Here is a 19,418-nt window from a genome sequence, read left to right on the forward strand (position 1 = left end):
CTCCGCGTGGTGCGGGAGCCCCGCTGACATGGGGTAATGTGTGCGGTGCACCGGGCGATTAGCTCAGTGGGAGAGCACTTCGTTCACACCGAAGGGGTCACTGGTTCGAACCCAGTATCGCCCACCACCCGGACCGAGGGCCCGGAGACGACCACTGTCTCCGGGCCCTCGGCGTTCCCCCGGCAGGGGCCTCACCGCATCCGTGCCAGCCGCTCCCGCAGCCTCCGCGCGTCCCGCAGCCGCTGCTCGTACGTGGCGCCCACCGCGAGCAGCAGCAGCCCGGCGAGGGCCGGCGGCAGCCAGCGCGGCAGCGCGCCGACCACCTGCACCACGTACGGCGCCAGCTCGTGCAGTCCGTCCAGGGCGAGCACCGTGCCGCCGAGCAGCAGCAGGGCCTGGAGCCGGAACCGCGCCCCCAGCAGCGTCACCACGAGCGCCGCCGCCCCCAGGACCAGCGGCCGCACCCACTCCGGGTCCGTCCAGGCCGCACCGAGGCTCGGCAGCAGCGTCACCGCGAGACCGGGGCCGTACGCCGTCCAGGACGAGGCCGCCGGGTCCCGGCGCCGCCGCAGGAACCCGACCACCAGCGCCGGAACCGTCACCGGCAGCGTGTACGCCTCCGGAGTCGTCACGCCCCAGGCCCCGAGCCGCACCCAGGCGGCGAGCAGGAACAGCCCCGCCGCCGCCCAGGAGGCGAACCGGCGCCGCTCCGGCCGGACCGCCGTCGCCGCCGCGATCACCCCGCCGAGCGCCAGGACGAGCGCGAGGAACGCGGGCCGCGACCCGGCGAGCCCGACGGCGCAGAGGCCCACGGTCGCACCGGTGATCTCGACCGGCAGCGCCACCGGACGCGCCGTGGCGCCGACGGCCGCCGTCGCCGCCGGGACGAGGAGCAGGGCGAGCGCCGTCCAGTGGTCCTCCAGACCGGCCGCCTCCGCCCCGGCGAGCACCAGGCCCGCCGCCGCGAGCACCGCCCCGCAGGCCGACACCGTCCGTCGCGCGCCCGCACCGAGGGCCGCGACACCCGCGAGGAGCCCGAGGACCACCCCGAGCGCGACGAACGTGGCCTCCCGCACGTCCAGGGCCAGGGCGACCGCGCCCACGGCGGACAGGAGCCCGCCGGCGTACGCGACCCACCCGAGGACGGTCCCGGGCTCCGCCGGGGGAGCCTGCGGCCGGGGCTTCGGGGGCGTCCAGCCGGACCAGCCGGACCAGCCGGACCAGGGGGCGCCGAAACCGGTCCCCGGGACCCGGGGCGGAGCCGAGGGCGGGGGAGGGGCGGAACCGGAGGCCGGGTCGGTGACCGGTCGGTCCGTCGGGCCGGTGGCCGACGGCGCGGCCGAGCCCGCGGCCCCGGCGGTCGCCGTCCTCGCGTCCGGAGCCGCCTCCGGGCGGGGTAGGCCGCGGGTCAGCGGGGCCGGGCGGACGGCGATCCACAGGGTCGCCGTCGTCGTGAGGAGCTGGAGGGCGAGCGTCGCCGCGTACGGCAGGCCCGGGGAGACCGGCAGGGCCGTGAGGAGCGCCCAGACCAGGACGAGGACCCCGCACCGCGCCCACAGCCGGGCGACGGACGCGAGGGCGGCGGCGCCCACCGCGAGGACCAGGGCGGCCGTCGCGGGGTACGAGGCCAGGGCGGGCCCGGCGTGCTCGCCCGACCAGACCTCCGTCGTCCGGGCCAGCGGCCCCAGCGCACCCGCCACGACCGGCGGCAGCGCCCACAGGAGTCCCAGCGCCGTCACCGACGCCCCCGCCCCCGCGAGACCCGCCCGGACCCCGCGCGGCAGCCGGGCGCCCGCGCCCGCCCGCCACACCGACGCCAGGACCAGCCCGCACAGCACGTACCCCGGAACCGCCCAGTCGCCCGGAAGCACCGACCGCAGCGGACCGCCGACCGCCGCCACCACCGCGAGGCCCGCGACCACCGAGGCCGCCACCGCCCACCCGGGCGTCCGCCACGCCGCGTACAGGCACACCGCCGCACCCGCCAGGAGCAGCGGCGCGCCGCTCCACGGCGAGGAGAGCGAGAGCCAGCCGCCCGTCAGGAGCGCCCAGCCGCCCAGGACCGCCGCGCCGACGCCCGCCGTGACCCGCACCGGCAGCGGACGCGCCCACAGGACCGCCGCGCCGTCCGCCGCGGCCGTGACGAGCGCCGCCCACGCGAACGCCGTCGGACCGCCCCCGGCCGCCAGCACGCCCAGCGGCAGCGGAAGCTGCGCCGCGACCACGGCCGCCGGCAGCGGGACGCGCAGCCGGGACAGCGCCGAGCCGTACGCCGCCCACGCCCCCGCCAGGACGGCCGAGACCACCGCCGCGTACCCGAGGCCGTCCGCGTCCGGCAGCGCCACCCGGTGCAGCGCGTACGCGTCGAGCACCATCAGGACGAGCCCCAGGACCGCCACCGACTCGGCCGTCGACGCGAGCCCCCTGCGCAGCAGCGCCACCGGCGCCGCGAGCGCCGCGCCGGTCACCGCGCACAGCACCGCCGCGCGCCCGCCGATCCCCATCGAGCCCCAGCTCACCAGGGTGAACGCGACCGCCGCGATCGTCAGGAGCGTGCCGCCGAGCGTCAGGAGCACGTTCTGCGCGCTCCGCGGCGTCGAGTCCGCCACCGGGGCCGCCGGCGTCACGGGCCATCGCGGCGTCGCCGCCCGGGCCGGCCGGTACAGGACCTGGACCAGCCAGGCCCGCCGCGCCAGCAGATGGGTGCGGCGCGCTTCGAGTTGGGCCAGCTCGCGGTCGACGAGCACCAGCTCGTCCGCGGGCGGCAGGGAGTTGTCCATACCCGGAGTGTCGTCCCGGGCCCGGCCGCCGGGAATGGGCGTCCGTACTCAGATTCCCGCCTGAGTACGCCCACACTGGGGCCCATGGACTGGTGCCGGTACCGCTTCCGCTGCGTCTGGCGGCTCGCCGCCCCGCCCGACGCCGTCTACGCCGTCCTCGAACGGGCCGAGGACTACCCCCGCTGGTGGCCCCAGGTCCGCGAGGTCGTCCCCCGCGACGAGACCTCCGGCACCGCCCGCTTCCGCTCCCTCCTCCCGTACGACCTCGTCGTCACCGTCCGCGCCCTGCGCCGCGACCCCGCCGCCCGGGTCCTGGAGGTCGGCCTCGGCGGGGACCTGGAGGGCCGGGCCCGCTGGACCCTCACGCCGGAAGGGACCGGTACCCGCGTCCTGTACGAGCAGGAGGCCGAGGTCCGCGCCCGGCTCCTGAGGGCGCTCGCCGTCCCCGGCAGGCTCCTCTTCCGCGCCAACCACGCCCTGATGATGCGCGGCGGGAGACGGGGGCTCGCCGCCCACCTGCGACCGGTTTGAAGGAAGGGCCGGAAGGCCTGTATGGTTCAACCCGTTCCCGGGCGATTAGCTCAGCGGGAGAGCACTTCGTTCACACCGAAGGGGTCACTGGTTCGATCCCAGTATCGCCCACCGGGAGAGGCCGGTCCGCCGAAAGACGGACCGGCCTCTGTCATTGCGGGCACGCCCCGCGGATCACGCCGCCGCGCGCAGCTCCGGACGCAGCGGCCACGACGGGTCCACCGTCTCCGGCGTCCCCTGCCGCGCGAACCACGCCTGGAGCCCGCGCGCCTGGGCCGCGTGCCACACCGCCTGGAGCGTGTGCAGCTCCGCCGGCGTCAGCCGTTCGAGCCGGGACGAGAAGCGCCGCGCCACCGCCCGTACGACGTCCATCGCCGCCGTCGCGTCCGCCGCCGCGTCGTGCGCCCCCGTCAGCTCCACCTCGTAGTGGGCGCACAGGTCCGTCAGCGTCCTGCGCCCCTTCCGGTAGCGGTCCAGGTGCTTGTCCAGGACCCGCGGGTCGAGCACGCACAGCGGCGCGCCCGCCAGGTAGTGGTCCAGCGTCGAGGCCCGGTGCCGCCGCAACTCCCGGTCCAGGAGCGTCAGGTCGAACGGCGCGTTCATCACCACCAGCGGACGCCCCGCCGCGATCTGCTCGGACAGCGCCCGCCCCAGCTCCTCCATCACCGGAGCCGGCCACCGGCCGTTCCGCTGGAGGTGATCGTCCGTCAGGCCGTGCACGGCGGTGGCCTCCGCGGGCACCGGTATGCCCGGGTTCACCAGCCACCGCGTCACCCGCGGACGCGCCCCGGCCGTGTCCTGCACGACGAGGGCGGCCGAGACGATCCGGTCCCCCTCGACGTCGATTCCCGTCGTCTCCGTGTCGAAAGCCGCCAGGGGCCCTTCGTACCAGTGCATCGTCATCCCCGAACTCCCTGCACACGTGCGGCAGATGGCCAACCCCCTGCCCCGAAACGGTGATACCCGGACTGTTTGCGCCGTACGCGGACCGGTCACAACAGAAGGGACGGGGAAGGAAGACGACATGGCGCTCGCCCAGCCCGAGTCGGGAGGGCTGCCGCCCCAGCGGGCGGCTCCGACGCGCGGCTCACTCGCCACCACCGCCTGCATGGAGACCCTCCAGGTGGGATACCTGCACGCCGTCGCCGCCGCGGCGGGCTGCTCGCTGTCCCAGCCCTTTCCGGACAACGGCATCGACTGGCACGTGAGCCACAGCGCCCCCGGCCACACCGTCGACGACGAGGTGACCATCAAGGTGCAGCTCAAGTGCACCTACCAGATACCGCCGCGCCCCCGGGGGAGCGCGTTCTCCTTCACCCTGGACAACGACCACCTGGTGAAGCTCGCCCGGACCCCCGTGTCCGTGCACAAGATCCTGGTCGTGATGCTCGTCCCGAGGTCCCGGGACGACTGGCTGAGGGCGGACCACGACGGGCTCGACCTGAGGCACTGCTGCTACTGGACCAACCTGGCCGGACACCCGGTCACGGGACGGCGCCGGACCACCGTGCGCATCCCGACGACACGGATCTTCGACGACCGGGCGCTCTGCGACATCATGACCCGGGTCGGGGTGGGAGGGAGACCCTGATGCACCGACCGATCGACGACCCGGGATACGAGCGGGAGGGGCACGGGGGAGGAGGGGACGGCGCCGGGTACGGCCCCGTCCCCCCGCCCTACCGCCCCCACCCGGTGACCGGCGACACCCCCGGACCCCGGCCCGGCGCCCCCGCGCCCCGGCCCGACCCCTCCGCCGGCCCCTGGGCCGACGTCCCCGGCGCGCCCGACCCCGACCGCGTCGACCCGCGGGTCCTCGGCGCCCTGCTCGCCCGTCACGGCTGGCGGCGGCGCGGCGGCGCGGCCGGCCGCTACGGCCGCTGGACCCCGCCCGGCACCGGCACCGGCACGAGCCTCCTCGTCCCGGAGAGCCGCGCCTTCCCGGACTGCGAGGACCTGCTCGCCGAGGCCCTCGCCGCCCTCGCCCACAGCGCCGCGCCCTCCGCCCGCGAGGTCCTCACCGGCCTCGCCGTGCCCAGCGACGAGATCCGCTGGTGGCGCGACGTGCCCCCGGGCCCCGCCGGCACCGTCCCCTGGACCGTGCGGGAACAGCTCGGATCGGCCGCCCGCCAGCTCCTCCTCGCCGGCGCCCTCGCCGTGCGCGGCCGGGCCGGCTACTACGGCGCCCGGCACCGGCGCCCCGCCCAGGCCTCCCTGGAGAGCGTCCTCGTCGGCGCGTCCCCCGGCGGGCGCGCCCTCACCGCCTTCCTGCCCGTCGAACCGGGCCGCCCGATCGCCGTCCGGCTCCACCACGCCCTCCACGCGGCCCGCGAGGCCGTCGACTACCAGCGGGCCACCGGCCGCATGGAGGCCTTCGACGCCGCCGTCGGGGCGGGCGTCAGCCGCGAACTGACCGAGGCCCTCGTCGCCCTCGTCCGGGGCACCGAGGGCGCCCGCGTCGCCCTGGAGTGGGCCCCGGCCGCCGGGCCGCCCGACGGGTGCGCCACCCGGCCCGAACCGGTCGAGTTCTCGCCCGGCGACCTGCCCGCCCTGCGCGGGGCGAGCGCCCGCTACCGGACCGGCGAGCCCTCCGTGCCGGTCCGCCTCACCGGCGCCGTCGTGCGCATGCGCCGCTCCGGACCCCGGGGCGAGGGCACCGTCCGGCTCCGCGTCCTCGGCGGGGCCGAGGTCCCGCACGTCCGCGTCACCCTCGACGAGGAGGCGTACCGCACCGCCGGCCACGCCCACCTCGTCGGGCTCCCGATCCGGGTCTCCGGCCGGCTGGAGAGCCGGGGCGGCTTCCGCCGTCTCACCGACGCCTCCGAGGTCGTCCCCGTCCAGGTCGACGAGGCGGAGCGGGACCGCCTGATGAAGGCGCTCCACGAGAACCTCGACTTCTTCGAGGAGGCCTGCGGGCCGGAGGACTGAGGCCGGGCAGGCGCCGGAAACGCCGGGGGACGGGCGTGGGCGGATCCCGGAAACGCCGGGGGACGGGCGTCGGCGGAGCAGGGAAACGCCGAGGACGGGCGTCCGGCGCAGCCCGTAGGATCGACGGTGCGCGGCACCTCGTCTCTGTCGCGCACCGTTGGTGCCGGCACCTCGTGTCTGCCGGCGCCCCGATGTATGGAGCACCAGTGTCTGATGTCCGTGTGACCGTCCAGTCCGCCTCGGAAGCAGAGGAGAGGGCGGTGAGCGCGGGCACCACCGCCGGCGCCCTGTTCGCCGACGACCGTACGATCGTCGCCGCCCGCGTCGGCGGTGAGCTGAAGGACCTGTCGTACGAGCTCGCCGACGGCGACGTCGTCGAGGGCGTCGAGATCTCCTCCCCGGACGGTCTCGACATCCTGCGCCACTCGACCGCCCACGTCATGGCCCAGGCCGTGCAGGAGCTCTTCCCCGAGGCCAAGCTGGGCATCGGCCCGCCGGTCCGGGACGGCTTCTACTACGACTTCGACGTCGACCGGCCCTTCACCCCCGAGGACCTCAAGGTCATCGAGAAGAAGATGCAGGAGATCCAGAAGCGCGGGCAGAGGTTCGCCCGCCGCGTGGTCTCCGACGAGGCCGCCCGCGAGGAGCTCGCCGACGAGCCGTACAAGCTGGAGCTCATCGGCATCAAGGGCTCCGCGTCGACCGACGACGGCGCGAACGTCGAGGTGGGCGGCGGCGAGCTGACCATCTACGACAACCTCGACGCCAAGACCGGCGAGCTGTGCTGGAAGGACCTCTGCCGCGGTCCCCACCTGCCGACCACCCGGAACATCCCGGCGTTCAAGCTGATGCGGAACGCGGCCGCCTACTGGCGCGGCAGCGAGAAGAACCCGATGCTCCAGCGCATCTACGGTACCGCCTGGCCGTCGAAGGACGAGCTGAAGGCGCACCTCGACTTCCTCGCCGAGGCCGAGAAGCGCGACCACCGCAAGCTGGGCAACGAGCTCGACCTCTTCTCGATCCCGGACGAGATCGGCTCCGGCCTCGCGGTCTTCCACCCCAAGGGCGGCATCATCCGCCGGGTCATGGAGGACTACTCGCGCAAGCGGCACGAGCAGGAGGGCTACGAGTTCGTCTACTCGCCGCACGCCACCAAGGGCAAGCTGTTCGAGAAGTCGGGCCACCTCGACTGGTACGCCGAGGGCATGTACCCCCCCATGCAGCTCGACGAGGGCGTGGACTACTACCTCAAGCCCATGAACTGTCCGATGCACAACCTGATCTTCGACGCGCGCGGCCGCTCCTACCGCGAGCTGCCGCTGCGGCTGTTCGAGTTCGGCACCGTGTACCGGTACGAGAAGTCCGGCGTCGTCCACGGTCTGACCCGGGCCCGCGGCTTCACCCAGGACGACGCGCACATCTACTGCACCCGCGAGCAGATGGCGGAGGAGCTGGACCGGACCCTCACCTTCGTCCTGGACCTGCTCCGCGACTACGGTCTGACCGACTTCTACCTGGAGCTGTCCACCAAGGACGAGACCAAGTTCGTCGGCTCGGACGAGGCGTGGGAGGAGGCCACCGCGGTCCTCCAGCAGGTCGCCGAGAAGCAGGGCCTCCCGCTGACCCCCGACCCGGGCGGCGCCGCGTTCTACGGCCCGAAGATCTCGGTGCAGGCGCGGGACGCCATCGGCCGCACCTGGCAGATGTCGACCGTGCAGCTCGACTTCAACCTGCCGGAGCGCTTCGACCTGGAGTACACCGCGCCGGACGGCACCAAGCAGCGTCCGGTCATGATCCACCGCGCGCTGTTCGGCTCGATCGAGCGGTTCTTCGCGGTGCTCCTGGAGCACTACGCGGGCGCGATGCCGCCGTGGCTGGCGCCCGTGCAGGCGGCCGGCATCCCGATCGGCGACTCGCACGTCGAGTACCTCCAGGACTTCGCCGCCGAGGCGAAGAAGCTGGGCCTTCGGGTCGACGTGGACGCGTCCTCGGACCGGATGCAGAAGAAGATCAGGACCTGGCAGAAGCAGAAGGTTCCGTTCATGATCATCGTCGGTGACGACGACATGGCGGCCGGCACCGTCTCCTTCCGCTACCGCGACGGCTCGCAGGAGAACGGCATCCCGCGTGACGCGGCGCTGGCGAAGCTCGTCGACGTGGTGGAGAGCCGCGTCCAGGTGTGATGTGGTCCCCGCGTGAGCGGGGGTGGCCCGATGCATGAGATGCAGAATCGGGGACAGCGGTTGTGCTCCCCGCCCATGCGGGGCTAGGCCCCCGGGGAGCTCCCCGGGGGCCTCTTCTCGTCCTCCCGCGTGAACGCCTGGATCAGCCAGGACGAGAACGAACCCGTCACCGCTCCCAGCAGCGCCAGGCCGCAGGCCATCAGGCCCACCGCCGTCACCCGGCCGACCGGGGTCACCGGGGACACGTCCCCGTACCCCACCGTCGCCAGCGTCGCGCAGGCCCACCACACCGAGTCGCCGAAGGTGACGATCGTCGCCCCGGGGGCGTCCACCTCGTAGTGGTAGACCGTAAGCGACCCCGCGAAGCCGAGCAGGGACACGCTGAGGCCCGAGTAGACCATCACGCGTCCGTAGAGGCTGAGCCTCGGACCGTGGCGGCGCTGGACCCTGCCGTACAGGTTCACCATGCGCAGGGGGCGCAGCAGGGGGAGGAGCACGACCAGGGTGTCGAGGAGGTGGGTGCGCAGGAAGCGGTGCGGGGCGAGACCGCTCAGCCGGAGCCGTACCAGGTAGTCCACGACGAAGAAGGTCCAGGAGCCGAGGGTGACCGAGAGGCAGACGTCGTGCCAGACCTCCTGGAGGCCGCGGGCGAGGACGTGGACGGCGTAGGCGCAGAGGAAGGCGAAGGAGGCCACGGCGAGCGGGATCTCCATGCGGCGGTCCCAGTGCTCCAGCCGGGACGGTTTCGGTGGCCTGTCGCTCATCGCACCAGCATGGACGGCGGACGGATGCGTCGCCCCGGCGACACGTTCCGAACGGACGACGCAATATGCTGCACGGCATGACGACTGAGCCGGAGCAGCAGATCGGAGTGGGGACGCAGGACGCGTTCCAGCGCCTGTGGACGCCTCACCGGATGGCGTACATCCAGGGCGAGAACAAGCCGACCGGGCCGGGTGCCGGGGACGGCTGTCCGTTCTGCTCGATCCCCTCGGCGTCGGACGAGGACGGCCTGGTGATCGCGCGCGGCGAGAGCGTGTACGCGGTCCTCAACCTGTACCCGTACAACGGCGGTCACCTCATGGTCGTCCCCTACCGGCACGTCGCCGACTACACGGACCTGGGCGCGGCGGAGACGGCGGAGCTGGCCGACTTCACGAAGCGGGCGATGGTGGCGCTGCGAGCGGCCTCCGGCGCGCACGGGTTCAACATCGGCATGAACCAGGGCACGGTGGCGGGCGCCGGCATCGCCGCGCACCTGCACCAGCACGTGGTGCCGCGCTGGGGCGGGGACACCAACTTCATGCCGGTCGTCGGGCACACGAAGGTGCTGCCGCAGCTGCTCGCGGACACCCGGAAGATGCTGGCCGACGCCTGGCCGGCCGGCATCTGAGCCGTACGACGAGAGGACCCGGCCCCCGTACGCGATCGGGGTCCGGGTCCTCTTGCCGTACGGGCCGGTCAGGCGTCGTAGACGTCGGCCTTCCGGGGGCTCGCCTCCTGGGCGCCGCCGCTGAGGACGAGCGAGCGGTTGGTGAAGCGCTCGGTGTCGACGTTGTGCTCGTCGAGGACCTTGATGGTGGCGTTGTGGACCGCGCGCAGCACCGGCGTCGCCATGCGGATGGCGTCGTCGGCCATGAAGCGGTTCTTCCAGAGCGGCCCGGCCCAGACGTGGCGCAGGCCGAAGGGCTCCGGCAGGACGAGCTTGCCGCCGAGGAACTCCAGGACCGGCGGGAACCAGGTGAACGGGGCGCGGACGGCCGTGCGGACGACGTCGTCGGTGGTGGTCAGCGGCAGCTTGACCTCGCGGGTCTCCCAGAAGCGGACGGACTTGGAGACCACCTTGCTCTTGGCGGCCGGCTTCTCGCCGAAGAGGCCGTGGACGGGGCCGAGGGCGTGGCCGGTGACCTCGACGCGGAGCGTGTGGTGGAGCGAGGTCACGGTGACCGTCATGGTGAGGACGAGGTTCCCGTCCCAGAGGGTGAACTGCACGCCGAGGTAGTGGCGGTTGCCCGCGCCGAACTGCTGGTCGTTGCAGATGCGCTGTATCTCGTGGGGCTTCACCTGGTAGTGCACGATGTTGTCGCCCTCGGGGCGGCTGACGGAGTCGGCCCCCTCGCCCACCGGGACGACGATCCAGTGCTTCACGGTCGGCTTGGGGAAGCCGGTCTTGAGGGAGCCGCGCTCCAGGAGGGTGAGCTGCTCGTGGATCTTGCGGACGACGTCCCAGGCGCGGAAGTCGTGCATCTCCTTGCCCGCCACCGGGACCAGCTCCTCGGCGAGCGTCCAGCTGCCCCAGCGGGTGCCCAGGCCGAGGATGCCCTTGGGGCCGGCGTAGAACACGACGTTGGACTGCTGCTCGGCGGAGAGCTTCTCCAGGTTCTGGCGGAGCTCCTCGGCGGCCTTCTCGCCCGGGTCCCGGGGCGCCGCCTCGGGGATCTTGGCGCCGATGCCGCCGCCGCCGAGCAGGGCGCTCCAGCGCTCGCGCAGCTCGACGGCGGTCCTCTCGACTACGCGGCGGGCGAGGAACCAGCCGATGACCGGGGCCACCAGCATGGCGCGCAGATAGGTCGGCAGGATTCCGGCGAAGGGCAGCTTGAACATCACGAGCAGGGCGAGGAACCCGGCGGCGACGAGCACGGCGGTGCCGAGGAAGCCGGTGCGCCTGTTGTCGGAGCCGGCGGCGAACCGGCGGAGCTGGATGACGCCGAGCCAGAGCAGCAGGCCGGGCAGGAAGAGGACCCCGCAGACGAGCGTGATCAGCGTCAGCTTCACGTCCCGCTGTTTGCGGATGCGGTTGGCGGCGAGGCAGTGGACCACCACCGGCTGGGGCTCCACGCCGAAGGACTGGACGAGGGAGCCGCGGGCCCCGCCGAGCATCCGCACCTGGACGGCGCGGGAGAAGGCCTCGCCGAGGTCGGGGCGGAAGAGCTTGTGCCACTTGCCCGGGGTGACCTTCGACTTGTACAGCTCGTTGTCGGCTTCCAGGATCTTGTCGACGGGGCCGTCGCGGTACGCGGCGGAGGCGAGGGCGTGGGTCGCCGCCGTCTGCCCGTCCGAGCCCTGGAGGGGGATCTGCGCCCCGAGACCGAAACCGTCCATCGTCACTGCCGCCCCCATCGCGCCGAGTCCCTGTGCGGGCTGTTTCCCAACTGCGGTGCCCCGCACACCTTCTGAGCTGGGCACCCCAGCGTAACCGGGTACCGCCCGGCGCGTCACCGGAGCGCGGGGGGACGGCCGAATGCCGCCCGCCCCGCGGCGGCGGAGCATGCGGCCACGGCTGTTGTGCCGTCAACTAGGAGCTGCTCTCGGTCTGTTGCCTGAACTTCTCCGCCACCTGGGGCGGCATCGGTTCGTGCCGGGCGTACGTGCGGTCGAACCGTCCGGTGCCGTGCGACACGGACCTCAGGTCGATCGCGTACCGCACGATCTCGGCCTCCGGCACCTCGGCCCGCACGAGGGTCCGCCCCGGGCCCGCCCGGTCGGTGCCGACGACGCGGCCGCGCCGTCCCGACAGGTCGCTCATGACCGGGCCGACGTACTCGTCGGGGACGAGGACCCCGACCTCGTCCACCGGTTCCAGGAGGCGGACGGGGACGTCGGCGGCCGCCTCGCGCAGGGCGAGGGCGCCGGCCGTCTGGAAGGCGGCGTCGGAGGAGTCGACGGAGTGGGCTTTGCCGTCGCGCAGGGTGACCCGGACGTCGACGAGCGGGTGGCCGGTGGCGATCCCGCGCGCGGCCTGGGCCCGTACGCCCTTCTCGACGGAGGTGACGAAGGGGCGCGGGACCGCGCCGCCGACCACCTTGTCGACGAACTCGACGCCGCTGCCCGGCGGCAGCGGCTCCACGTCGATCTCGCAGATGGCGTACTGGCCGTGGCCGCCGGACTGCTTGACGTGCCGGCCGCGGCCCGAGGCGGCGCCGCCGAAGGTCTCGCGCAGCGCCACCTTGTACGGCACGGCGTCGACCCGGACGCCGTGGCGTTCGCGGAGGCGTTCCAGGGCGACGTCCTGGTGGGCCTCGCCCAGGCACCACAGAACCATCTGCCCGGTGTCCGGGTTCTGTTCGAGCCGCAGGGCCGGGTCCTCGGCGACCAGCCGGGCGAGGCCCTGGGAGAGCCGGTCCTCGTCGGCCTTGCCGTGGGCCCGGACGGCGAGCGGCAGCAGCGGTTCGGGCAGGGTCCAGGGCTCCATCAGGAGCGGTTCGTCCTTGGCGGAGACGGTGTCCCCGGTCTCCGCGTGCCCGAGGCGGGCGACGCAGGCCAGGTCCCCGGCGACGCAGTGCGCCATGGGGCGCTGCTGCTTGCCGAAGGGGGAGGTGAGCCCGCCGATCCGGTCGTCGGCCTCGTGGAGGTCCTGCTCGTCGTGGGCGGAGCCGGGGGCGGGGCTCGTCCGGTCCGTGAGCCCGTGTCCGCAGACGTGGACGGTCTCGTCGGGGCGCAGGGTGCCGGAGAAGACCCGGAGGAGCGAGATCCGGCCCACGTAGGGGTCGGCGGCGGTCTTGACGACCTCGGCGACCAGGGGGCCCTCGGGGTCGCAGGTGACCGCGGGCCGGGGCCGGCCGTCGGGGGTGGTGACGGCGCGCGGCCCGTGCTCCAGGGGGGAGGGGAAGCCGCGGGTGATCAGGTCCAGGAGTTCGACGGTGCCGAGGCCCTGCGTGCCGCCCTCGGCGGCGGGGGCGGCCGCGAGGACCGGATGGAAGGCGCCCCGGGCGACGGCCTTCTCCAGGTCGCCGACGAGGATCCCCGGGTCGATCGGCTCGCCGCCGAGGTAGCGGTCCATCAGGGTCTCGTCCTCGCTCTCGGCGATGATCCCCTCGATGAGCCGGGCGCAGGCCTCCGCGATGAGCTCCCGCCGGCCCTCGTCGGGCGGTTCCTCCCGCCGCGCCCCCGTGGAGTAGTCGAGGATCCGCTCCGAGAGCAGGCCGATCAGGCCGGTCGCGGGCGCGTGCCCGTCGGCGGCCTCGGGGCCGTGCACGGGCAGGTAGAGGGGGAGGACGGCGTCCGGGTCGTCGCGGCCGAAGAGCCCGGCGCAGACCTCGGTCAGCTCCGCGAAGCCGGTGCGGGCCGTGTCGAGGTGGGTGACGACGAGGGCGCGGGGCATGCCGACGGCGGCGCACTCCTCCCAGATCGCGCGCGTGGAGGCGGCGACGGCGTCGGCCTCCTGAGCGGCCGAGACGACGAAGAGGGCCGCGTCCGCCGCGCGCAGACCGGCCCTCAGCTCCCCGACGAAGTCGGCGTACCCGGGGGTGTCGATCAGATTGATCTTGCGGCCGTCCCAGCCGACCGGGACGAGCGAGAGCTGGACGGAGCGGTGGCGGCGCCGCTCGATCTCGTCGTGGTCCGAGACCGTGCCGCCGTCCTCGACGCGTCCGGCCCGGTTGAGCGCGCCCGCGGTCTGCGCGAGGGCCTCGACGAGCGTCGTCTTGCCCGATCCGCTGTGGCCGACCAGCACCACGTTCCGTATGTCCGAGGGCCGGTCGGCCGTCGGAGCCCTGCCGGCGGCCCCGGCGGGTGTCTTCGCCCTGTCACCCATGACGTGTTCCTCCCGACTGCTCGCACGGTGCGGCGGGACGCGGGCGCGGGGGAGTGGCGTGTCGCGGTGGTGCGGCTTCCGCGGTGCCCGCGGTGCCTTTGCGGTGGTCCTTCGAGCTTGGCACCGACACCGGGGCGCGTCCATCGGTCGGGGGCCCGCGCACCGCGTCCGCCGCGCTCCCGGGGGGACGTCGACGCGGCGGGGCGGGTACCCGCCGGTAGCCGGGGGCACCGGTGACTACGATGGGCGGGCCGGTGGTCGTAGGGGCCGCGCGGCCCACCGAACCTCGGGAAGGCCATGCTGAACAAGTACGCGCGTGCCTTTTTCACGCGTGTCCTCACACCGTTCGCCGCGTTTCTGCTCCGCAGGGGCGTCAGCCCCGACGCGGTCACGCTCATCGGCACGGCGGGGGTGATGGCCGGTGCGCTGGTCTTCTTCCCCCGCGGAGAGTTCTTCTGGGGCACGATCGTCATTACCCTGTTCGTCTTCTCCGACCTCGTCGACGGCAACATGGCCCGGCAGGCGGGCATCTCCAGCCGCTGGGGCGCCTTCCTCGACTCGACGCTCGACCGGGTCGCCGACGGCGCGATCTTCGGCGGCTTCGCGCTCTGGTACGCCGGCAAGGGCGACGACAACGTGATGTGCGCCGTGTCGATCTTCTGCCTGGCGAGCGGCCAGGTCGTCTCGTACACCAAGGCCCGCGGCGAGTCGATCGGCCTGCCGGTCGCCGTCAACGGCCTGGTCGAGCGCGCCGAGCGGCTCGTGATCTCCCTGGTCGCCGCCGGACTCGCCGGACTGCACGCCTTCGGCGTCCCCGGCATCCAGGTGCTGCTGCCGATCGCGCTGTGGATCGTGGCCGCCGGCAGCGCGGTCACCCTGGGGCAGCGGGTGGTCACCGTGCGGCGGGAGTCGGCCGAGGCGGACGCCGCCGCGGCCGGGGGAAGCGGGGCGGCGTCGTGAGCGACCTCAAGGACCGGCTGAGCGACGGCCTGTACGGGCTCGGCTGGGCGACCGTGAAGAAGCTTCCCGAGCCGGTGGCCGCGGGCCTCGGCCGGCGGATCGCCGACGTCGCGTGGAAGCGGCGGGGCAAGAGCGTCCTGCGCCTGGAGTCCAACCTCGCGCGCGTGGTGCCGGACGCCACGCCCGAGCGGCTCGCCGAGCTGTCGAGGGCCGGCATGCGCTCGTACATGCGGTACTGGATGGAGTCCTTCCGGCTGCCGACCTGGAGCAAGGAGCGGGTCGAGCGCGGGATAGACATCAAGGACATCCACTATCTGAAGGAGGGCCTCGCCTCCGGGCGCGGCGTCGTCCTCGCCCTGCCGCACCTGGCCAACTGGGACCTCGCGGGCGTGTGGGCGACCCGCGTGCTCGGACTGCCGTTCACCACGGTCGCGGAGCGGCTGAAGCCGGAGTCGCTGTACGACCGGTTCGTCGCCTACCGCGAGTCCCTGGGCATGGAGGTCGTGCCGCACACCGGCGGCTCCGCCTTCGGCAGGCTGGCGCGGCGGCTGCGGGCCGGCGGGCTCGTCTGCCTGGTCGCGGACCGGGACCTATCGGCCTCCGGCACCGAGGTCACGTTCTTCGGGGACATCGCGCGGATGCCGGCGGGCCCGGCGATACTCGCCCAGCAGACGGGCGCCCTGCTGCTGCCGGTGACGCTCTGGTACGACGACACGCCGGTCATGAAGGGCCGGGTCCACCCACCGGTGGACGTGCCCGACGCGGGTACGCGGGCGGAGAAGACGGCCGTCATGACCCAGGCCCTCGCCGACGCCTTCGCCGAGGGCATCGCGGACCACCCGGAGGACTGGCACATGCTGCAACGGCTGTGGCTCGCGGACCTGGAGGAGCGGGAGCCGGAGGAGCGGGGCCCGGAGAAGCGGGCTGCGGATGAGCGTGCTTCGGTTGAGCGGGCTCCGGGCGAGCGGGCTCCGGGCGGGAGAGAGGGCGGGGCGGCGTGAAGATCGGGATCGTCTGCCCGTACTCCTGGGACGTGCCGGGCGGCGTCCAGTTCCACATCCGCGACCTGGCCGAGCACCTGATCCGGCTCGGCCACGAGGTCTCCGTCCTGGCCCCCGCCGACGACGAGACCCCGCTGCCGCCGTACGTGGTCTCGGCCGGGCGGGCCGTCCCCGTGCCGTACAACGGCTCGGTGGCCCGGCTCAACTTCGGCTTCCTGTCCGCCGCGCGGGTGCGCCGCTGGCTGCACGACAACGCCTTCGACGTCGTCCACATCCACGAACCGACCTCGCCGTCGCTCGGGCTGCTCACCTGCTGGGCGGCGCAGGGGCCGATCGTGGCCACCTTCCACACCTCGAACCCGCGCTCGCGGGCGATGATCGCCGCGTACCCGATCCTCCAGCCCGCCCTGGAGAAGATCAGCGCGCGGATCGCGGTGAGCGAGTACGCGCGGCGCACGCTCGTGGAGCACCTCGGCGGCGACGCCGTCGTCATCCCCAACGGCGTCGACGTGGACTTCTTCGCCCGCGCCGAGCCGAAGAAGGAGTGGCAGGGCGAGACCCTCGGCTTCATCGGCCGGATCGACGAGCCCCGCAAGGGCCTGCCCGTCCTCATGAAGGCACTGCCCCGCATCCTCACGGAGCGGCCCGGGGCGCGGCTCCTGGTCGCCGGGCGCGGCGACGAGGAGGAGGCGGTGGCGTCGCTGCCGCGCGAGATGCGGTCCCGGGTGGAGTTCCTCGGCATGGTCAGCGACGAGGACAAGGCGCGGCTGCTGCGCAGCGTCGACGTGTACGTGGCGCCCAACACCGGCGGCGAGAGCTTCGGCATCATCCTCGTCGAGGCGATGTCGGCGGGCGCGCCCGTGCTCGCCGCCGACCTGGACGCCTTCGCCCAGGTCCTGGACCAGGGCGGCGCGGGCGAACTCTTCGCCAACGAGGACGCCGGCGCCCTCGCGGACGCGGCGATCCGCCTCCTGGGCGACGAGGAGCGCCGCAAGGAGCTGAGCACCCGCGGCTCGGCCCACGTCCGCCGCTTCGACTGGTCCACCGTCGGCGCGGACGTCCTCGCGGTCTACGAGACCGTCACGGACGGCGCGGCGGCCGTGGACACGGACGAACGCGCGGGCGGCCTGCGGGCACGGCTGGGGCTGTAGGGAGCCCGGGGCCTCCGGCCCCGGCCCGCCTTTCGGCGGCCCGGACGCCGAGGCTTCACCTACGCGCGTGCGTGCCCCCGTCCGGGCCGCGGCCGGGCGTCCTCCGGGGCCTGCCCTCCGCCCACGACCACGCCCTTCGGGAAGGCGTGCCGCCACCGCCCCGGTAGCCTGTGCGCCCGTGACCCAAACCCTGATCTGGACCGTCGTCGCGCTGATCGTCATCGGCGTCTACCTCAGCTGGACCGCCGGGCGGCTCGACCGGCTGCACTCGCGCATCGACGCCGCCCGCGCGGCCCTGGACGCCCAGCTGCTGCGCCGGGCCTCGGTCACCCAGGAGCTGGCCACCTCCGGGATCCTCGACCCGGCCGCCTCGATCGTGCTCTACGAGGCCGCGCACGCCGCCCGGCAGGCCGAGGAGGAACAGCGGGAGGTCGCCGAGAGCGAGCTCAGCCAGGCGCTGCGGGCCGTCTTCGGCGAGCCCGAGCAGATGGACCTCGTACGGGAGGCCCCCGGCGGCGAGGAGGCCGCGGGGGAGCTCGCGCAGGCCGTGCGCCGGGTGCCGATGGCCCGCCGCTTCCACAACGACGCCGTACGGGCCGCCCGCGCCCTGCGCCGCCACCGCACGGTCCGCTGGCTCCGGCTCGCGGGCCACGCCCCCTTCCCACTGGCCTTCGAAATGGACGACGAACCCCCGGTGGCCCTTGCCGATCGCCCGGCTTGATCCTTTCGACCTGCGAAAACGAGCCACCGGGTCCACATTGGCCCTTGCCGTGGCCCGCGAGTGGACTGTTTCCTCGTCTCTGTCGTCAACCCCCGTTGTCACCAGTGAGGTATCCGTGTCCACCACGCCTTCCACCCCCTCCTCGTCCCCCGAGACCGGCACCGCGCGCGTGAAGCGCGGCATGGCCGAGCAGCTCAAGGGCGGCGTGATCATGGACGTGGTCAACGCCGAGCAGGCGAAGATCGCCGAGGACGCCGGCGCCGTGGCCGTCATGGCCCTGGAGCGGGTCCCCGCGGACATCCGCAAGGACGGCGGCGTGGCCCGCATGTCCGACCCGAACATGATCGAGGAGATCATCGGCGCGGTCTCCATCCCAGTGATGGCCAAGTCCCGCATCGGCCACTTCGTCGAGGCCCAGGTCCTCCAGTCCCTCGGCGTCGACTACATCGACGAGTCCGAGGTCCTCACCCCGGCCGACGAGGTCAACCACTCCGACAAGTGGGCCTTCACCACCCCCTTCGTCTGTGGCGCCACCAACCTGGGCGAGGCCCTGCGCCGCATCGCCGAGGGCGCGGCCATGATCCGCTCCAAGGGCGAGGCCGGCACCGGCAACGTCGTCGAGGCCGTCCGCCACCTGCGCCAGATCAAGAACGAGATCGCCAGGCTGCGCGGCTTCGACAACAACGAGCTGTTCGCCGCCGCCAAGGACCTGCGCGCCCCGTACGAGCTCGTCAAGGAGGTCGCCGAGCTCGGCAAGCTGCCGGTCGTCCTCTTCTCCGCCGGTGGCGTCGCCACCCCCGCCGACGCCGCGCTCATGCGCCAGCTCGGCGCCGAGGGCGTCTTCGTCGGCTCCGGCATCTTCAAGTCGGGCGACCCGGCCAAGCGCGCCGCCGCCATCGTGAAGGCCACCACCTTCTACGACGACCCGAAGGTCATCGCGGACGCCTCCCGCAACCTGGGCGAGGCCATGGTCGGCATCAACTGCGACACCCTCCCCGAGGCCGAGCGCTACGCCAACCGGGGCTGGTAAGCACCGATGAGCAGCACTCCCGTGATTGGTGTCCTGGCCCTCCAGGGCGACGTACGGGAGCACCTGATCGCCCTGGCCGCGGCGGACGCCGTGGCCAGGCCGGTGAGGCGCCCCGAGGAGCTCGCCGAGGTCGACGGCCTGGTCATTCCCGGTGGTGAGTCCACCACCATCTCCAAGCTGGCCGCGCTCTTCGGCCTCATGGAGCCGCTGCGCGAGCGCATCGCCGCCGGCCTGCCGGTCTACGGCACCTGCGCCGGCCTGATCATGCTCGCCGACAAGATCCTCGACCCGCGCTCGGGCCAGGAGACCTTCGGCGGCATCGACATGATCGTCCGCCGCAACGCCTTCGGCCGGCAGAACGAGTCCTTCGAGGCCGGCGTCACCGTCACGGGCGTCGAGGACGGCCCCGTCGAGGGCGTCTTCATCCGGGCCCCCTGGGTGGAGTCGGTCGGCGCGGACGTCGAGGTCCTCGCCGAGCACGAGGGACACGTCGTCGCCGTACGGCAGGGCCGGGCGCTCGCGACCTCGTTCCACCCCGAACTCACCGGCGACCACCGCATCCACGCCCTGTTCGTCGACATGGTGCGCGCGGCGGGCTGA

Annotated in this window: 16 protein-coding genes and 2 tRNA genes; 13 read left to right on the plus strand and 5 right to left on the minus strand. The window is 73.8% G+C overall.

What is annotated here, in order from left to right:
* Nucleotides 1-52: 52 nt before the first annotated feature.
* Nucleotides 53-127, plus strand: a tRNA-Val gene (locus tag AB0398_RS23560).
* Between the two features lie 64 nt (nt 128-191).
* Here AB0398_RS23560 and AB0398_RS23565 read toward each other — a convergent pair.
* Nucleotides 192-2,780, minus strand: coding sequence for a hypothetical protein (locus AB0398_RS23565; protein ID WP_366377586.1), 2,589 nt, complete (start codon nt 2,778-2,780; stop codon nt 192-194).
* A gap of 84 nt (nt 2,781-2,864) precedes the next feature.
* On the opposite strand from AB0398_RS23565, the gene AB0398_RS23570 reads away from it, so the two are divergent.
* Both AB0398_RS23570 and AB0398_RS23575 read left to right on the plus strand, forming a co-directional pair.
* Entirely contained in the window at nt 2,865-3,311 is a 447-nt protein-coding gene (locus AB0398_RS23570) for an SRPBCC family protein (protein WP_366377587.1), read from the plus strand.
* Between the two features lie 39 nt (nt 3,312-3,350).
* Nucleotides 3,351-3,422, plus strand: a tRNA-Val gene (locus AB0398_RS23575).
* Between the two features lie 63 nt (nt 3,423-3,485).
* On the opposite strand, the gene AB0398_RS23580 is transcribed toward AB0398_RS23575, so the two are convergent.
* The gene (locus AB0398_RS23580) at nt 3,486-4,214 is read right to left on the minus strand and encodes a 3'-5' exonuclease (protein WP_109187000.1); all 729 of its coding nucleotides are present in this window, start codon (nt 4,212-4,214) and stop codon (nt 3,486-3,488) included.
* Nucleotides 4,215-4,335: 121 nt separating this feature from the next.
* On the opposite strand from AB0398_RS23580, the gene AB0398_RS23585 reads away from it, so the two are divergent.
* From AB0398_RS23585 to thrS, 3 genes are all read left to right on the plus strand, one after another.
* Nucleotides 4,336-4,902 (plus strand): DUF4365 domain-containing protein, encoded by a 567-nt coding sequence (locus AB0398_RS23585; RefSeq protein ID WP_366377588.1) that lies wholly within the window; start codon nt 4,336-4,338, stop codon nt 4,900-4,902.
* On the plus strand, nt 4,902-6,239 hold the full coding sequence (locus AB0398_RS23590) for a hypothetical protein (RefSeq protein ID WP_366377590.1): 1,338 nt from the start codon (nt 4,902-4,904) through the stop codon (nt 6,237-6,239). Before AB0398_RS23585 ends, AB0398_RS23590 begins: the two co-directional genes overlap by 1 nt.
* A gap of 206 nt (nt 6,240-6,445) precedes the next feature.
* On the plus strand, nt 6,446-8,422 hold the full coding sequence (gene thrS / locus AB0398_RS23595; RefSeq protein ID WP_366377592.1) for a threonine--tRNA ligase: 1,977 nt from the start codon (nt 6,446-6,448) through the stop codon (nt 8,420-8,422).
* 83 nt (nt 8,423-8,505) lie between these two features.
* Here the strand turns inward: thrS and AB0398_RS23600 are convergent, their stop codons facing one another.
* Nucleotides 8,506-9,186 (minus strand): potassium channel family protein, encoded by a 681-nt coding sequence (locus tag AB0398_RS23600; RefSeq protein WP_366377593.1) that lies wholly within the window; start codon nt 9,184-9,186, stop codon nt 8,506-8,508.
* A 65-nt stretch (nt 9,187-9,251) separates the two neighbouring features.
* Here AB0398_RS23600 and AB0398_RS23605 point away from each other — a divergent pair, with 65 nt between their 5' ends.
* On the plus strand, nt 9,252-9,815 hold the full coding sequence (locus AB0398_RS23605) for an HIT domain-containing protein (RefSeq protein WP_366377594.1): 564 nt from the start codon (nt 9,252-9,254) through the stop codon (nt 9,813-9,815).
* Between the two features lie 68 nt (nt 9,816-9,883).
* Here the strand turns inward: AB0398_RS23605 and AB0398_RS23610 are convergent, their stop codons facing one another.
* Entirely contained in the window at nt 9,884-11,542 is a 1,659-nt protein-coding gene (locus tag AB0398_RS23610) for a hypothetical protein (protein WP_366377595.1), read from the minus strand.
* 175 nt (nt 11,543-11,717) lie between these two features.
* Nucleotides 11,718-13,955 (minus strand): elongation factor G-like protein EF-G2, encoded by a 2,238-nt coding sequence (locus AB0398_RS23615; protein ID WP_366377596.1) that lies wholly within the window; start codon nt 13,953-13,955, stop codon nt 11,718-11,720.
* Nucleotides 13,956-14,252: 297 nt separating this feature from the next.
* On the opposite strand from AB0398_RS23615, the gene pgsA reads away from it, so the two are divergent.
* The 6 genes from pgsA to pdxT all read left to right on the plus strand — a co-directional run bounded on the left by pgsA (nt 14,253) and on the right by pdxT (nt 19,418).
* Complete coding sequence (gene pgsA / locus AB0398_RS23620; protein WP_366377597.1) at nt 14,253-14,915, plus strand: phosphatidylinositol phosphate synthase; 663 nt, start codon at nt 14,253-14,255, stop codon at nt 14,913-14,915.
* Nucleotides 14,912-15,916, plus strand: coding sequence for a phosphatidylinositol mannoside acyltransferase (locus AB0398_RS23625; RefSeq protein WP_366377598.1), 1,005 nt, complete (start codon nt 14,912-14,914; stop codon nt 15,914-15,916). Before pgsA ends, AB0398_RS23625 begins: the two co-directional genes overlap by 4 nt.
* Nucleotides 15,913-17,067 (plus strand): glycosyltransferase family 4 protein, encoded by a 1,155-nt coding sequence (locus AB0398_RS23630; RefSeq protein ID WP_366377599.1) that lies wholly within the window; start codon nt 15,913-15,915, stop codon nt 17,065-17,067. Before AB0398_RS23625 ends, AB0398_RS23630 begins: the two co-directional genes overlap by 4 nt.
* Before the next feature lie 178 nt (nt 17,068-17,245).
* A complete protein-coding gene (locus tag AB0398_RS23635; RefSeq protein ID WP_366377600.1) occupies nt 17,246-17,788 on the plus strand; it encodes a hypothetical protein in 543 nt (180 codons plus the stop codon).
* Between the two features lie 115 nt (nt 17,789-17,903).
* Nucleotides 17,904-18,818 carry a pyridoxal 5'-phosphate synthase lyase subunit PdxS gene (gene pdxS, locus AB0398_RS23640; RefSeq protein ID WP_121831719.1) on the plus strand — a complete coding sequence of 305 codons (915 nt, stop codon included), beginning with the start codon at nt 17,904-17,906 and terminating at the stop codon, nt 18,816-18,818.
* 6 nt (nt 18,819-18,824) lie between these two features.
* Nucleotides 18,825-19,418, plus strand: a complete 594-nt coding sequence (gene pdxT, locus AB0398_RS23645) for a pyridoxal 5'-phosphate synthase glutaminase subunit PdxT (protein WP_366377601.1) — start codon at nt 18,825-18,827, stop codon at nt 19,416-19,418.

The organism is Streptomyces sp. NPDC086147 (assembly GCF_040702165.1).
Classification (GTDB): Bacteria; Actinomycetota; Actinomycetes; order Streptomycetales; family Streptomycetaceae; genus Streptomyces.

Bases quoted from the DNA above. Each gene is read 5' to 3' on its own strand.
- AB0398_RS23590 (WP_366377590.1), top strand. From the start codon at position 4,902: ATGCACCGACCGATCGACGACCCGGGATACGAGCGGGAGGGGCACGGG.
- AB0398_RS23580 (WP_109187000.1), bottom strand. From the start codon at position 4,214: ATGACGATGCACTGGTACGAAGGGCCCCTGGCGGCTTTCGACACGGAG.
- AB0398_RS23610 (WP_366377595.1), bottom strand. From the start codon at position 11,542: ATGGGGGCGGCAGTGACGATGGACGGTTTCGGTCTCGGGGCGCAGATC.
- pdxT (WP_366377601.1), top strand. From the start codon at position 18,825: ATGAGCAGCACTCCCGTGATTGGTGTCCTGGCCCTCCAGGGCGACGTA.
- AB0398_RS23600 (WP_366377593.1), bottom strand. From the start codon at position 9,186: ATGAGCGACAGGCCACCGAAACCGTCCCGGCTGGAGCACTGGGACCGC.
- AB0398_RS23615 (WP_366377596.1), bottom strand. From the start codon at position 13,955: ATGGGTGACAGGGCGAAGACACCCGCCGGGGCCGCCGGCAGGGCTCCG.
- AB0398_RS23605 (WP_366377594.1), top strand. From the start codon at position 9,252: ATGCTGCACGGCATGACGACTGAGCCGGAGCAGCAGATCGGAGTGGGG.
- AB0398_RS23570 (WP_366377587.1), top strand. From the start codon at position 2,865: ATGGACTGGTGCCGGTACCGCTTCCGCTGCGTCTGGCGGCTCGCCGCC.
- AB0398_RS23565 (WP_366377586.1), bottom strand. From the start codon at position 2,780: ATGGACAACTCCCTGCCGCCCGCGGACGAGCTGGTGCTCGTCGACCGC.
- AB0398_RS23585 (WP_366377588.1), top strand. From the start codon at position 4,336: ATGGCGCTCGCCCAGCCCGAGTCGGGAGGGCTGCCGCCCCAGCGGGCG.
- pgsA (WP_366377597.1), top strand. From the start codon at position 14,253: ATGCTGAACAAGTACGCGCGTGCCTTTTTCACGCGTGTCCTCACACCG.